Below are 15227 nucleotides of genomic sequence, written 5' to 3' on the forward strand. Positions count from 1 at the left end.
CATTCCTTGAAAGTCAGTGTTCTGTACGGTCGGATTTCACTTGGCACCCGTATCAACGCATCATAACCAATACAGGGCGGGAATCGAACCAATTTACCCCCGCGCAGTCGTAGATGGCAGACATTCATCCGATCATTTTCCGACGAGGTCACATGCAGTCACTTTTCCGTTTCCAACTCAGCCGAGCCCTGATACTGCTGGCCCTGTTGCTGCTGAGCCTGACAGTACAGGCTGAAATCATTCAGAGCGCGCTGGACACTCGGTCATACCGGCAGCTCGAACTGGATAATGGCCTGAACGTGATTCTGGTATCCGACCCTGATGCCGACAAGGCTGCGGTATCGATGAATGTCGAAGTGGGCTCAAACGCCAACCCCTCCGACCGACCAGGGCTGGCACACTTCCTTGAACACATGCTGTTTCTGGGTACCGAAAAATATCCTGAAGCAGGCAGCTACCAGTCCTTCATCAGCTCCCATGGCGGCAGTCACAACGCCTTTACCGCCTACGAAAACACCAACTACTTCTTCAGCGTAGAGGCTTCGGCCCTGCCCGGTGCACTGGATCGTTTTGCCCAGTTTTTCATCGCGCCACTGTTCAGCCCTGAATATGTGGATCGGGAACGACATGCCGTTGAGTCCGAATTTCAGGCCAAGCGCCGTGACGACAGCCGGCGCAGCTTTGAGGCAAGCAAGCAGGTGTTAAACCCTGAGCATCATTACAGCCGTTTTGCCGTAGGCAACCTGAAAAGCCTGTCCAACACCAGCGACAGCGAGATTCGTGATGCACTGATCCGATTCTATGAGCGCTATTACTCCGCCAATCTGATGACACTTGCCGTGCTTGGTACCGAATCACTCGATACGCTGGAGCAACAGGTCAGAACAGGTTTCGCGTCAGTGCCCAACCGCAACGCCGAACCGTTCGTCGACACGGCCTCCCTGTTTGAAGCCGATCGTCTGCCGGCACAGCTTAATATCGAGACACTGCGGGATACCCGCCAGCTGAGTCTGAGTTTCCCGATGCCGTCCTACCGTGAGCACTGGCAGCAGAAACCGCTCTATTACCTGAGCAGCCTGATTGGATATGAAGGCAAGGGCAGCCTGCTGAGTTATCTGAAACAGGCCGGGCTTGCCCGAGGCCTGTCGGCCTACCCGGCACTTGATCTGCCTGACAGTGCCATGCTGCGCATCCAGGTCGACCTGACCGAGCAGGGCCGGGAGCGTATCGACCATGTCACCGAGTCGGTATTCAGCTTTATTGAGCTGCTGCGCCGGGATGGTATTGATCCCGAGCTGTACCGTGAAGAACAGCAGCTGGCCGAGGTACAGTTCCGCTTCAGGGACAAGCTGGAGCCGACGCACCTTGTGATGCAGCTGTCACAGGCCACCAGCCAATACCCCACCGAGTACCTGCTCAAGGGCGACTACCATCTTGGCGAGTTCGATGCTGAACTAATCAGCCGCTACCTTGACCGAATGACACCCGACAACCTGTTGCTGACACTGGAAGGAAAAGAGCTGGAGACCGAACAGACCGAGCCTCTCTACAACACCGCCTACGGTATTAACCCGATCACCTCCGACCGGCTTGAGCGCTGGCGTGAACCGGCTGAGCTGGATCAGCTTCAGGTACGCAGCCGCAATCCGTTCATCGCCTCTGACTTCAGCCTGATCGACAATACGGATCAGACAGTACCTCAGGAAGCATGGTCTGAGCCCGGTGCCCGTCTCTGGCACCTGCCGGACAGTCATTTCGAGCGCCCAAGAGCCGATTTCTACTTCACTCTGCTCTCACCTGTTGCCAACCAGGGGCCTGAGCAGGCACTGCTGGCCAGCCTGTACACCCGCATGGTGGAAGATCAGCTAAACGAAACCCTGTACGACGCATCCCTTGCAGGCCTGTCCGCGAGCATCTATCCGCACCAGCGTGGCATCAGCCTGCGCCTGTCCGGTTTCAATGACAAACAGGCGCTGCTGCTCGAACAAATACTGCGGGCGTTGCGCCAGCCATCCCTGCAGCAGGATCGCTTTGACCGCATCAAGAGACAGCTGCATGAGCAGCTCAACAACAGCCTGAAAGACAAGCCCTACAACCTGGCCTTCGATCAACTCTACACACGACTGATGCAGAACTGGTCCGCCGAACAGAAACTGGAAAAGCTGGAATCGATCTCGCTGAACGATCTGGAAGGCTTCTACCCGTTGCTGTTGCAGCCGGCAGAACTGCGTCTGCTGGCGCATGGCAATCTGAGCCGTGAGCGGGCGATCGAGATGGCCCGCAGTGTGCGCGAACAACTGCAGCCCAACAGCACCCCCTGGGAAGCAGTGCCTGCGGATGTGGTACAGCTGCCTCTGAATGAGTTTCTGATCAGCAACCTTGAAACCGAACACAATGATTCCACAGCCCTGCTCTATCTGCAGGGGCCTGATGAGAGCCTTAGAACACGCGCCGCTACGGCACTGATCAACGAGATCATCAGTACACCGTTCTACACCAGTCTGCGCACCGAGAAACAGTTCGGCTATATCGTTTCCAGCCAGTTTATGCCGCTGCGTGAACGGGCAGGTGTGGCGCTGGTCGTACAATCACCCAACACGGACCCCATACGGCTGCACACTGAATACAAGCTGTTCCTGCAGCAGATGCTGGAGCAGCTGATCACCATGCCGCAAGAGGAGCTGGGGCGCTACCGTCAGAGTCTGTTGAGCCGGATCAACCGGCAGGACAACGACCTGCGCACACGCAGCGATCGACTGTGGCGTGAAATTGACCGTGGCAATCATGATTTTGATACCCGAGAGCAGCTGAGCGAGATTACCCGCGAACTGAGCCGGGCAGATCTGTTGCAGATTATGGAACAGCTGCTGCAGCGACAACTGCTGGTACGCAGTTTCGGCAGCTCAATCGAGCATGACGTCAGTTCGGAAGCGATGCAGGATAATGCCGAGCGGCTGGATGCACTCAAGCAGGAGCAGCTGGGTGCAACCTTGCCCTACCCCGGGTCAGGCAGCTGAATCAGCTCCACATCGGGCTCGGGCTGCGGCTCGGGCTCCGATTGTGTCGGCACCTCAATGAAGGTTCGACCCGGCCCGAGAATCTCAAACCCGGGCTCAGAGCCTGACTCCGCTTCGGTAATAACCTCCAGCTCATCATCACGCCCGCTCCACTCCGAGTCACCGCTGTGATCATCGCCCAGATAGACCCCGGGAATCGCCTTGACCTCATCAGTGCAGATCCGCTCAAACACACAGCGCTGAATCGCGGCATCCAGCCGGATCTGGTCAAATACCAGGTCTTCGCCCCGCAGTACTACCTCAACCTGAGGCGCTACCACAACCTCCTGCACCGGCGGCGGATCGGAAGGGTAAACAAGCTGTACCGGCGGCAGCGACGTTTCCCGGTTGGTGAAAGCCACCTCACGCATGCTTTCCCGGTCATAGTCTCCCCTGGCCATCCCTTCGTAGGCATCACGTCCATGAACCTGGCCGCCACTGTAACGGTCTACCCGGGTCACATCGTAGGGAAGTGGCTGCCTTTCAGCTGCTGCCGGCTGCAGGCAACCAAGTACCAGCAGCAGGCCACTAGAAATACTCGCCCGGGTAGATCGATTCGGCATAGAGTGCCAACTCCTCCAGAATGTGACGGTCCCGCTCCGACAGAGTGCCGGACTGGGCTATTTCATTCATCTCATTGAACAGCTGAGGCAGACTGTAACAGCCAGCGTCACCCTGCAGCAGTTTACGGCTGCGGTATTCTTCCCAGCGCACTGCTTCCTCTTCGGTCAGCGTGTACTCAAAGTTACGTGCCTTGTAGCGCAGCAGCATCTCTTCCAGTCGCGGATCCTGGAACGGCAGCTGCAGCCCGGCCAACGCATCCGGCTCGGACTGACGCACCTGTTCCATCAAGGCCCGGTCGTGGTCAGAAAAAAAGCCGCCACTGTACAGCATGTGATCAGGATCACCATCGGCTTCAGGCATGGGTGAGTTGAATATATCGGCCACCTTGGCGGCCACTCCAGTTTCATTTCGCAGCATCTGCAGGTGACGACGGCAGGTATCCCCGTCGATCTGCAACCGCTCAGCCTCCACGGCCGTGAGCATCCCCGCCGGGGCGATAATCGGACACTTGTTCGCCAGCACTTGCTTGAGCGCCAGCTGGGGGGCCCCTGCCGGCAGTTCATCGCGCCGGGTGTACAGCAACGCCTGCAGTGAAGCCACGTCGAGGTCAAACAAAGGTGCTGGATCGACCCGCAGGTCCCACACCAGCGTACTGTTGCGGTTGCTCGGATGCGAGGCCAGTGGCGCAACGATGGCGGCATTGCCCCACTCAGCCGGGTATTTGGAGGAGATGTGCAGCACAGGCTTCATCCGCGCCACATCCAGTTGGGCCTGAATCGCACGCTTGCCACGGTTTTGCAGCACATAATTGAACAGCTTGGGTTGCCTCTCCTTGACCAATTTGGCAACCGCAATGGTGGCATACACATCCGACAGTGCATCGTGCGCACTGCCATGGTCGATGCCATTGGCACGGGTCAAGTCCTCCAGCCGCATGCTCGGGCGACCATCTTCATACAGCGGCCACTCTATTCCTTCCGGCCGCAACGCACGCGTCAGACGCAACATGTCGATGATATCCCAGCGTGAGCAACCGTTCTGCCATTCACGGGCGTAAGGATCATAAAAATTGCGATACAGCGTGTAGCGTGTGATTTCATCATCGAAGCGGATGCTGTTGTACCCCACGCCACAGGTGCCGGGGCGGGCCAGCTCGGCGTAAATGCGGGCGATGAACTCGGCTTCAGTCACCCCTTCTTTCAGTGCGACCTGGGGGGTGAGACCGGTGACCAGGCAGGCTCTGGGATGCGGCAGCACGTCCTCGGACGGGCGACAGTAGAGCATTACCGGCTCATCGATAATGTTGAAGTCCGCATCGGTTCGGACACCGGCAAACTGCAGCGGGCGGTCGCGCGCCGGGTCGATACCGGTGGTTTCGTAGTCGTGCCAGAAGAAGGTTTCGGGGGTCTGCGCCGCCATTGGAGGTATATCTCGACTTTTTGTAGGGGTAATGGTTAGATCAGCCTATCGATCAGATTAACATTTCAACACTCAGGGATCATCTGCATGCTGACCGACACCCAGGATATGGACACTCAATGCCCCTGCGGCTCCGGCAAACCTTTTGTTTTCTGTTGCGAGCCTGCCATCAGTGGCCGCAAGCCCGCTGCAACCGCCGAAGCCCTGATGCGCTCACGCTATACCGCTTTCGCCATTGGTGCAGTGGACTATCTGGTGCAGACAACGGCTGCTGCCAAACGCTCACCACAGGACGCCGAGCTGCTGGCTGAACAGACCCAGATCACCACCTGGACCGGCCTGGAGATTGTTGCCACGGAAGCGGGGCAAAAAAATGACGACACCGGTCTGGTCGAGTTCAAGGCCGCGTTTGAAAGCCCTGAAGGCGACGCCATTTTACATGAACGCTCCCGTTTCGAGCGTGAATCAGGGCTTTGGGTCTATCTGGATGGCGAAGTTGAACTGATCCCCAACTGAAAACTTCTGGCTAAACTTCCACCAGTTTCGGCCGATATGGCTCCTGTTACCAGAGGAGCCCGGTCATGCAGATCCAAAGCCACAACCTGCAGCTTGCCAGCGAACGCAATTACAGCCGCAGCGAAGAACGGCATGAGCACTTGCGTGTCGGTCGTGTCAGCCAGGATCCCGTAACCGGTGCACGTCAGGTCGACACCCTGTTCGAGGCCAGTCAGAGCGAACGCCGCGAGTTGCTGACCTACTCGGCAAGCCTGGCCATGAACGCCGACAACAGGAGTGACGAGCCGGAATCACGCATTGCCGCACTCACTCAGAACGCTCCGCTCGAATCAGCCGCAGAAACTGCACCCGCCGAGGCTCCCTTCGAGTTGCGTCTCGAAGCTGCAGACCAGCTGAAGCTTGAGTTGATCAGCCGGCTGCACAAGGCGATCACCGGCAAGGAGATTCGCCTGCAGTTGATCGATCCGGCCGTTTTCCAGCCGGCAGCCGGAGCTGAAATCAGCACACCCACACCGACCGCAGCACCGGCTGCAGCTCCCTCCGAAGCACCTGCCGAGCCCCAAATCGGTCTTGAATACCAGCGCCACAGCCGCATTCATGAGCAGGAAGCCACCCGTTTCGAGGCCAGTGGACAGGTCACCACCCGCGATGGTCGCCGTATTGATATCAGCCTGTCTCTGCAGATGGCGCGTTCGATTACGCAGGAAGAGCACGAAATTCTGCGCATCGGCGCTCGCCTGTCAGACCCGCTGGTGATCAACTTTAACGGTGATGCGGCCCAGCTGAGTCAAACCCGATTTGAATTTGACCTGGATCTGGACGGCCAGGCGGATCAGGTACCGACATTGGCGGGCAATCGCGCCTTTCTGGCACTGGATCGCAATTCCGATGGCGTCATTAATGACGGTTCAGAGCTTTTTGGTGCCCGCTCCGGTAATGGTTTTGCAGAACTTGCCCGATTTGACGAAGACGGTAACGGTTTTATTGATGCCGGCGACAGCGTTTTTTCACGTCTGCGGCTCTGGTCGCCCGGAGCAGCGGGACAGGGCTCACTGATGACACTGGCCAGCCAGAATATCGGCGCAATCTGGCTCAACGCGGCTGATACCGAGTTCTCACTGACCTCAGGCATGACCGAAAGCCGACTCGGATTGATCCGTTCAAGCAGCATTTTCCTATCAGAAGATGGCCGGGTTGGCACTGTTCAACACGTCGATCTGAGTATCTGAAAAACATTATCCTCAGACATTGTCCGTATTCAGCACCTGTCAAGGCTTTTCCTTGCACTCCCCTGACCGGTAGAATAGGCGCCCGCCCGCTCATCTGCATGAAAATGGATGCCGGGACTCTTCTCCGGTAGTGGTGACTGATGTTTGCAAACCTGTTCAAGCCAAGATGGCGTCATTCAGATCCTGAAGTGCGCTTAAATGCCATCAGCAAGCTATGTCCGGACCAGCCAGATCAGGCCAGAATCCTGCGCCAGCTGGCACTGCATGACGCCAGTCGCCAGGTCCGAATAGTAGCGGTTGGCCGTCTCAGTGATACGGACTCCCTGCTTGATGTGTTATCGCAATCCACCGACCCTGAAGTCCGTGAACAGGCGGGGCTGCGCGTCAGCGAATGCCTGAACGGTGACGGTTCCGACAGACTGAGTGAGCTGCTCAGGCGCCTTGACGATGCCGATACCCGCACTCAAATCATCATCAATGTCAGCAGCGAACAGCTGCAACAAAGCGCGCTCAACTGCATTGATGACGAATCCGTGCTGATGCAGGTGGCCCTGCATGCCCGCCTGGCCACCATGCGCCGTGAAGCGGCCCAGCGTGTAGAACGAGCCGATCTGCTGGAAAACCTGCAGCGTCAGAGCCGTGGCCGTGACAAAACCGTACACCGCATCAGCCGCGACAAGCTGAACCGCTTGCGTGAACAGGCCCGGCTTGAAACGGAACATGCCCAGCGGCGCACGCAACTGCTGCAACAGCTTGAACAGCTGGCCAGGGGGGCAGACCTGCAGTTCTTGCATGCCCGCTCTCAGGCGCTGTCACAGGAGTGGCACCAGCTGCCGGCTGCCGATAATGACAGCAACCGTCTATTTACACAGTGGATCGAGCAGATACAGGCCCGACTTGAGGCCACTGCAGAAGCGGAACGCCAGGAACAAGAGCTGTTGCGGCAGAAAGAGCTGGACCGACAGACTGCTGGTGAACTGCTTTCACAGCTGGAAACATTGGCCACTGACGATTTACCTGAGGCAGCAGCCCTGCAGGATCTGCAGCACCAGTGGCATGAATTGAGCAGCCGGTATGAACCCGCCAGCGAGCAGCAACAGCGGTGGCACAGCCTCAGCCGACACGCCGAACACTGCATGGCGGCAACTGAACGGCTGCAGCAACAAAGCCCGCACATTGAATCTCTGCTGCAACAGCAGGATGGCAGCCCGGAACAAAAACTGCGCCGGGCTCAGCGCCTGTTTCGCTCCATCGAGTGGCCCGATTCTCGGCCATTGCCGGATCTGCTTCAGTCTCTGCAAGCTCAGATCACTCAGCTGCAGCAGGCCATCAAACAGATCAATGCACAGTCCAGCCGACACGAAGATCAACTGCTCCAGCAGTTGCATCTGCTGGAGCAGCAACTTGATCAGGGCGAAATCAGTACCGCCGAGTCCACCCACAGAGGCCTTGCACCGCATTTTGAACAGCCTTCCGGTCTGCCAGAGAGTCTGGATTCACGCTACCGCCAGCTCACGGCAAGGCTCGCCGAACTGAAGGACTGGCAGGGTTTCGCTGCCAACGGTAAAAAGGAAACACTGTGCCTGCAGATGGAAGCACTGGTGGGAGCGGAGCTGCCCCCGCAGGCACTGGCCGACCAGATACGTGCACTGCAGCAGGAATGGAAGCAGATTGATCACACCGACCCTGTGCACTCACAAAAACTGTGGAAACGGTTTCACGATGCCGGCGAGAAAGCCTATGCCCCCTGCCAGGCATGGTTCAGTGCTCAACGCCATAAGCGTGAACATAACCTGCAACAGCGCCGCGAAATCTGCGCCCAGCTTGATCGCTTCATTCACGGCATGGACTGGAGCCAGGCCGACTGGCATGCCGTTGAAGCGATCAGCCGTACCGCCCGCGAGGAGTGGCGACAGTTTTCCCCGGTGGACCGGGCACCCGGCAAACCGGTACAGCAACAGTTCAACAGCCTGCTGCGTGATCTCGATGGCCGCATTCGGGCTCATCGTCAGGCGTGTGCCGATCTGAAGGAACGTATCATTGCCCGCGCCAGTGAACTGGCAAGCGCCGACGATATCGAAGCCGCCGCCCGCGAAGCCAAGCAGCTGCAACAGCAGTGGAAGGCCGCCGGAGCGACATTTCGCAGCCGAGAGCGCGGGTTATGGCAGGCATTTCGTGAACAGTGCGATCTCATTTTCAGCCGGCTAAAACAGGCCCGCAAGGCTGAAGCCGCTCAGAAACCAACCGCACCGCGTGAAGCTCTGCTGTCCGCAACGTCCCTGCAAGCCTTGCAGCGACTGGCTCAACTGGCCGAGCAGGCAGAAGAGGAACTGGCTGAAACCGCACGCTCTGAAACGCTTTCTACCTTGTTGACGGAAGCGGTTACCGGCCCTTCTCCCGGTCAGTTGTGGCGCGAGCGCATCGGCCAGCGACTGGAAGCGATCCGCCTGATCAGCGCGGGCAGCCGCTCCATCGATCAGCAGTTGGCACTGTCTGAAGTTCAGGCGCGTGAGTTGTGTATCCGGCTTGAAATCATGCTCGGACAACCCACACCTGAAGAAGATGAAGTGCTGCGCATGGAGTACCAGATGGAACGGCTCGGTCAGGCACTGGCCGAGCAGGATGACGAACCGTCTGAAGCGGCCCTGCAGTCACTTGAACTGGAATGGCTGACACTGCCGTTTGCATGGCAGTTTGTTGACCTGCGCCGGCGTTTTGCCGCAACGCTGACGGCCGCATAGGCAGACAGGGGAGGCAGCGGCTGCCTTCCCTGCCCCCTATCACTGCCCCTCGTGTTCTGACTTCCCGCTGCAGCGGGATCGAGAACGACGCCTGAAGTAAGCGGCCCCCAGTCCCAGCACCACCAGCGCTACCAGCCCTCCGGCCCCCTCCAGTGTGTGCACCATGGCATGAGCCAGCCCGCCGATAAAACCGGATACATCATGGCCGGTATGGGCCAGCGCCACCTCCGGCAGCAGTGCAACAGTCGCAATTATCGCTTTTTTCATCGTTATCCCTCCCAATACAATTCGATTATACCACCGCACGTACCACCCGCTGGTCGATCGTCACCGGGTTCATCAATGCATCCTCACGGATCACGGCATATGACAAAATAGAAGGTGCAAAACAGAAATCCGGGAAGCTGTTACACAACAGTCCCAAGACAAACGATCAATATTAAATCCAACAGGATATTCATTGTGCAGAAAGCCCGCAGTTACGGATCCCGAATAAAAGAAGTCTTTATGGTTTTCCTGATGCTTGGGTTTACCTCGTTTGGTGGGCCAGTCGCACACCTGGGCTACTTTCGCAGTGAGTTTGTACAACGCCGACGCTGGCTGTCGGAAGCCGACTATGCCGATCTGGTTGCCCTGTGCCAGTTCCTGCCGGGGCCTGCCAGCAGTCAAGTCGGTTTTGCATTGGGGCTTTTGCGGGCAGGTTATGCTGGCGCACTGGCCGCCTGGACCGCCTTCACTCTGCCATCTGCCATCGCGCTGGTGCTCTTTGCACTGGGCCTGACACTACTCGATGACCCGATCAGTCAGGGGGCGTTGCATGGGTTGAAAATCACGGCCGTGGCGGTGGTTGCCCATGCCGTATGGGGTATGGCGCGCAACTTTTGCCCGGATCGTACACGTACCGCAATCGCGTTGGGAGCGGTGGTAATCATTACGTTGATCAGCGGGCCGACAGGTCAGGTCTGTGCCATTCTCGTCGGAGTTCTGGCCGGGCTGCTGTTGTGCCGCTCCGGTACGCAGATCGAGCAGCACCGTCTGCACTTTCCGGTTTCCAGACAGGTGGGGCATCTCTGCGCAACCCTGTTTACGGGGCTCTTGCTTGGCCTGCCCGTTCTCGTCATTCTCATGCCTTCAAGCATTGTAGAGATGCTGGATGCCTTTTATCGAGCCGGTGCACTGGTGTTCGGAGGCGGGCATGTGGTGCTGCCACTGCTGGAGGCAGAAGTCGTCCAGCCCGGCTGGGTGACACCCGACGACTTTTTGGCTGGCTACAGCGCGGCTCAGGCCGTACCCGGCCCCCTGTTTACCTTTGCAGCCTACCTTGGCGCCATTGCGACACCAGCGCCTGGGGCGTTATCGGGCGCAGCTCTTGCACTGGTGATGATTTTTCTACCCGGTCTGCTGATTCTGCTGGCGGTACTGCCCCACTGGAATGCACTGAGGCGCTTTGAGACTGCACAGGCGATGATGTGCGGTGCCAATGCCGCTGTGGTCGGTATTCTGGGATCTGCGCTTTATCACCCCCTGTGGACCAGCGTCATCATTAGTATGCAGGATTTCGTACTGGCACTAACCGGTTTCCTACTGCTGAACGTGTGGAAAGTGCCAGCCTGGGTGGTGGTAGTCCTTCTGGTCATTGGCGGTGTGGCTATCGCTTAATAGAATTTCAGGCAGAATATACCTGACAGGATCACCACAGCACCCAACAGGCGGCGCTTCCAGGCAAAGCGCTCGTGGAACACAAAGATGGAAATCAGCGCTGCCAACACAATTCCGCTGTTGGAATACGCCACTACAACGGCTGATGGCAGCTCGCGCATGGCATACACCACCAGTGTATACGCCAGCCCTACACAAAGTCCGCCCGTCAGCATTGGTGCCAGCTTGATCCGCTGAGCAGGCCACCAGCGTCCCTGCTCTCGCTTCAGCATCAGCGTTAGCAGGCACCACGAAAGGGCGTAACCCACTGAGACAAAACCAATCACCGCCGCCATGTCCGGCAGTTGTGCCACCGCCGCCTTGTCACTCATGGAATAAATACTGGTCGCCAGCATGGCCAGAAAGGCCCAGGGCAAGGCACCTTTGTCACTGCTGCCGCTCGCACTGAGCGACATGATCAGCAGTCCCACTACGCTGATGCCAATTCCCACCCATCCACTCAACGAGAGCTGTTCCCCCAAAAGCACCCAACTCCAGATGGCGATCAACAGCGGTGAGCTTCGCACCAGGGGGTAGACCAGTGCAGCCGAAGCCTTACGGTATGCCAGTTGCAGCCCGGTAAAATAGACAGCATTGGCCACGGCCGAGGTTAGCAGCAGCGCCACAAGTGTCGGACTCCATTCAACACGTGTAAACAGAGACCACAACCCCCATGGAGACAGTAATACCAGATGGGTCAACAGCACCCACCAGAGCGGAAAGGCACCAGCAGGTTGATGCCGCGCAATCAGATTCCAGGTGACATGCATGGCCACTGACAGCAGGATGGCAAGCTCAGCATTAAGCCCCATGAGCAGGCCTTAGCACCAGACCGTCATAGGCTGCCTGCACTCCCTCCGGCAGGTTATCGTTCTGCTTCAGCCACAGATCCAGTCGATGGCCTATATGAGTCAGCCAAAGTCGTTTGGCGCCAGACGCACGCCAAATGGAGAGCGCTTCATTCAGGTCGTTGTGATTGCGTGAGGGCGTTTCACGTGGTGGATCGCTGCAGTCCAGCACCATCTCATCAACCGGGTTGGCCTGCAAAAAGGCCAGCGTGGCATCTGGCAGCCCCCGTGTATCGGTCAGGTAGGCCAGCCGCCAGTTGCCGACCCTGAAGATAAATCCCTGTGTCACACGGGAGTGAATCAAGGGCACAGGGGTAACCGAAAAGGTTCTGAAATCCAGCTCTTTAAACGGCTCACATGGAGGCTGAAACTCCAGCACACCCGGATGTTTGTAGAGATCATCGGCCCCCTGCGGATCATCCGGGCGGTACACCGGCAGGCGCTCTGGCCGCTCGGACCAGCGCAGGGGAAACAACCCCTGCACATGATCCATGTGAAAATGGGTCAGCAGTATGCGTTGCACCTGCTCAAACCGGAACCGATCCATAAGCTCAGGCAGTGCGGCATCGATCAGTGTTACCCGACCGTCAGCCACAATAGCCGCCGATGCCCCACGACGCCTGAGAGACGCGTCCTGCCTTGCAGCCTCGCAAGCGGTACAATCACACCCCCAAAGCGGAACACCACCGGCATTTCCGGTACCCAAAAAACGGAATTCAAACACCGGCTGCCTCCCTGACCTGTTGCTGCAACAACTCGGCAAAACGTAGAATTGATCGATTCAGCTCACCGCTGTTGTCCAGCATGATGGCCTGATCTTCCAGCGCATCCATAAAACGCCGATTACGTTCAAGCCGTTGCTCGATCTGCTGCAGCGGCTCTCTGCCTCGTGCCAACAGGCGCTGCTTGAGCTGGCTGGCTTCAACGCAGACCAGCACCGGAACCAGTCTGTCACCAAAACGCTGGCGCGCTTCACCAAGATGTTCACGCGAGCCGTTTACCAGCACCGAATGCCCACCTGAAAGCCAACCATCAACCTCGAGGCCGATACCATAACGGCAGTCGTTAGCACACCAGTGCATGGAAAACAGCCCCGCACGCAGGCGCTGGTCGAACTCCTCATTCGACAGTTCGATATGGTTTTCACCGCCGGAGCGCCAACAGCGCGTGATATAGCGGTGAGCGAACAGCACCGGCCCCTGTCCGTCAAAGTGCTCACGCACGCCGGTCATCAGCGCATCCTTGCCGCTGCCGGAGGGACCCATCAAGTAAAACAGCTTGCTCATGAGTGCCTCAGAATACCCGCTTGCCATCTTTAAGAACGTGGTGGATATGGGCATGGTCATCCAACCGGTCACACCAGACCAGGTCGGCACGCTTTCCGATCGCTATTTCACCGCGATCATCCAGCCCCGCAGCCTGTGCAGGGTTCTGACTCACCAGCCGCATCACCGCGGGCAAGTCATAGTCATTGCGCTCATCAGCCACCAGCTTGAACGCCGCATCCAGCAGGCTGGCGGGGTAGTAATCACTGGACAGCACATCCAGCAGCCCTTCAGCAGCCAGACTGTGTGCAGCTACATTTCCGGAATGTGAACCACCGCGCACCACGTTGGGTGCCCCCATCATCACCGCCATACCATGACGGTGTGCCTCGCGGGCCGCCTCATGCGTCGTCGGGAACTCGGCGATCAACATGCCATGGTTGAGGGATTCTTCGACGTGTTCAGAGGTTGCGTCATCGTGGCTTGCCAGCGGGATGCCCCGGGCCTGGCAAATATCGGCAATAGCACGACGATACTTGGCACTGTACAGGCGACTGGCTTCACTCTGGCGCACAATGAACGCCTCCAGCTCGGCATCAGACAGCTTGTATTTGCCCTTGTAGTATTCGCGGTACTTGTCCAGGTTGGCAAACTGCCGCTGACCGGGGGAGTGATCCATAATCGACACCAGCTGCGGCGGGTGCGCCTCCAGCAGGTGCAGAAAGTTGTCCAGGGTGTCCTGGTGGCTCACTTCGCAGCGAAGATGCAACAGGTGATCGGCACGGGTCAAATCACGGGCGCGGCTTTCCTTGAGGGCTTCCGCCATTCGGCTCAGATTGGCCAGGCGCTCGCTGCCCTCGACCACATCGCCGACAGAGATGGCGTCAAACACTGTGGTGATGCCAGCGCTGATCATCTGGGCATCGTGCACCTTGAACGCCTGCATCCCCGGCCAGGCAACACCGGGACGCGGGGTAAAGTGTTTTTCCATGTTATCGGTGTGCAGCTCGACCAGTCCGGGCATCAGGTAGCCACCGCCACAGTCCACCGCTGAAGCCAGTGCCATGCTGCCTGAGTCAATCGCCTGAATCTTGCCATCTTCAATCTTCAGACTACCCAGAACAACTTCGTTGTTTAATACGATATTGGCGTTGGTCAGAATCATGATGCGGCCCCGTCTTGAACAATGGTGGACTGTGATGCGATGTCATAAATGTGGTCTGCAACGGCGTCACGCACCTCGGCATCATGAAAGATGCCGACCACTGCGGTTCCCCGGCTGCGGGCTTCCTGTATCAGCTCCACAACCGTGGCCGCGTTGCGTTGATCCAGTGATGCAGTGGGTTCATCCAGCAGCAAAACGGGGTAATCCACGATAAAGCCCCGCGCGATATTCACGCGCTGCTGTTCACCGCCAGAGAACGTTCCCGGCGGCAATGACCACAGGCGCTCGGGAATATGCAGCCGCTCCAGCAGCTCTCCTGCCTTTTGATGTGCGCGGTGTTCATCCACACCGCGCTCTCTCAACGGCTGCGCGACCACATCGAGAGCCGATACCCGTGGAATCACGCGCAGAAACTGGCTGACATAGCCAATGGTTTCACGCCGGATCTGCAGCAGTGTCTGACTGGGTGCGCCTGTCATGTCGACCATCTCGCCGCGATGACGGACGCTGATGCTGCCACTGGTGGGCAAATAGTTGGCGTACAGTGAGCGCAACAGGGTGCTTTTGCCCGAGCCGCTTTCTCCGAACAGAACGGTGCACTCCTGTTGGCGTGCGCTAAAATCGATACCGCTGAATACGGGCAGCTGAATGCCACCCTGGTTGTGCAGGGTAAACACCTTGGTGAGGCCCTGAACATCTATCATGGTTTGCATGGTCAAAATCCTG

The 15227-nt window shown here is 58.1% G+C and carries 13 protein-coding genes; 5 read left to right on the forward strand and 8 right to left on the reverse strand.

What is annotated here, in order from left to right; translation table 11 throughout:
* Positions 1-113 precede the first annotated feature (113 nt).
* Positions 114-3017, forward strand: coding sequence for an insulinase family protein (locus ABIE60_RS00575; RefSeq protein ID WP_354466914.1), 2904 nt, complete (start codon positions 114-116; stop codon positions 3015-3017).
* Here the strand turns inward: ABIE60_RS00575 and ABIE60_RS00580 are convergent.
* Positions 2996-3619: a hypothetical protein gene (locus ABIE60_RS00580; RefSeq protein WP_354466916.1), complete on the reverse strand. Its 624-nt coding sequence runs from the start codon at positions 3617-3619 to the stop codon at positions 2996-2998. The two genes, ABIE60_RS00575 and ABIE60_RS00580, sit on opposite strands and share 22 nt — an antisense overlap.
* Entirely contained in the window at positions 3585-5039 is a 1455-nt protein-coding gene (gene sbcB / locus ABIE60_RS00585) for an exodeoxyribonuclease I (RefSeq protein WP_354466917.1), read from the reverse strand. Before sbcB ends, ABIE60_RS00580 begins: the two co-directional genes overlap by 35 nt.
* Positions 5040-5126: 87 nt before the next feature.
* On the opposite strand from sbcB, the gene ABIE60_RS00590 reads away from it, so the two are divergent.
* From ABIE60_RS00590 to ABIE60_RS00600, 3 genes are all read left to right on the forward strand, one after another.
* Entirely contained in the window at positions 5127-5555 is a 429-nt protein-coding gene (locus ABIE60_RS00590) for a YchJ family protein (RefSeq protein WP_354466919.1), read from the forward strand.
* A gap of 65 nt (positions 5556-5620) precedes the next feature.
* Positions 5621-6784 carry an SPM autocatalytic domain-containing protein gene (locus ABIE60_RS00595; RefSeq protein ID WP_354466921.1) on the forward strand — a complete coding sequence of 388 codons (1164 nt, stop codon included), beginning with the start codon at positions 5621-5623 and terminating at the stop codon, positions 6782-6784.
* Positions 6785-6924: 140 nt separating this feature from the next.
* A complete protein-coding gene (locus tag ABIE60_RS00600; RefSeq protein ID WP_354466923.1) occupies positions 6925-9525 on the forward strand; it encodes a DUF349 domain-containing protein in 2601 nt (866 codons plus the stop codon).
* Between the two features lie 39 nt (positions 9526-9564).
* On the opposite strand, the gene ABIE60_RS00605 is transcribed toward ABIE60_RS00600, so the two are convergent.
* Positions 9565-9792 (reverse strand): HupE/UreJ family protein, encoded by a 228-nt coding sequence (locus ABIE60_RS00605; RefSeq protein WP_354466925.1) that lies wholly within the window; start codon positions 9790-9792, stop codon positions 9565-9567.
* A gap of 240 nt (positions 9793-10032) precedes the next feature.
* Here ABIE60_RS00605 and chrA point away from each other — a divergent pair, with 240 nt between their 5' ends.
* Positions 10033-11184, forward strand: a complete 1152-nt coding sequence (chrA, locus tag ABIE60_RS00610; RefSeq protein WP_354466927.1) for a chromate efflux transporter — start codon at positions 10033-10035, stop codon at positions 11182-11184.
* On the opposite strand, the gene ABIE60_RS00615 is transcribed toward chrA, so the two are convergent.
* Genes ABIE60_RS00615 through phnL form a run of 5 tightly spaced genes read right to left on the reverse strand, consistent with a single transcriptional unit; the run spans position 11181 to position 15214 of the window.
* Positions 11181-12035, reverse strand: coding sequence for an EamA family transporter (locus ABIE60_RS00615; RefSeq protein WP_354466928.1), 855 nt, complete (start codon positions 12033-12035; stop codon positions 11181-11183). The genes chrA and ABIE60_RS00615 overlap by 4 nt on opposite strands.
* On the reverse strand, positions 12025-12795 hold the full coding sequence (phnP, locus tag ABIE60_RS00620) for a phosphonate metabolism protein PhnP (RefSeq protein ID WP_354466929.1): 771 nt from the start codon (positions 12793-12795) through the stop codon (positions 12025-12027). The genes ABIE60_RS00615 and phnP overlap by 11 nt, the downstream gene beginning before the upstream one ends.
* Positions 12788-13357: a ribose 1,5-bisphosphokinase gene (gene phnN, locus ABIE60_RS00625; RefSeq protein WP_354466931.1), complete on the reverse strand. Its 570-nt coding sequence runs from the start codon at positions 13355-13357 to the stop codon at positions 12788-12790. The genes phnP and phnN overlap by 8 nt, the downstream gene beginning before the upstream one ends.
* A 7-nt stretch (positions 13358-13364) precedes the next feature.
* Positions 13365-14501 carry an alpha-D-ribose 1-methylphosphonate 5-triphosphate diphosphatase gene (gene phnM / locus ABIE60_RS00630; protein WP_354466933.1) on the reverse strand — a complete coding sequence of 379 codons (1137 nt, stop codon included), beginning with the start codon at positions 14499-14501 and terminating at the stop codon, positions 13365-13367.
* Positions 14498-15214, reverse strand: coding sequence for a phosphonate C-P lyase system protein PhnL (gene phnL / locus ABIE60_RS00635; protein ID WP_354466935.1), 717 nt, complete (start codon positions 15212-15214; stop codon positions 14498-14500). The genes phnM and phnL overlap by 4 nt, the downstream gene beginning before the upstream one ends.
* Between the last annotated feature and the right edge of the window lie 13 nt (positions 15215-15227).

Source organism: Marinobacterium sp. MBR-109 (assembly GCF_040547565.1).
Taxonomy (GTDB): domain Bacteria; phylum Pseudomonadota; class Gammaproteobacteria; order Pseudomonadales; family Balneatricaceae; genus Marinobacterium.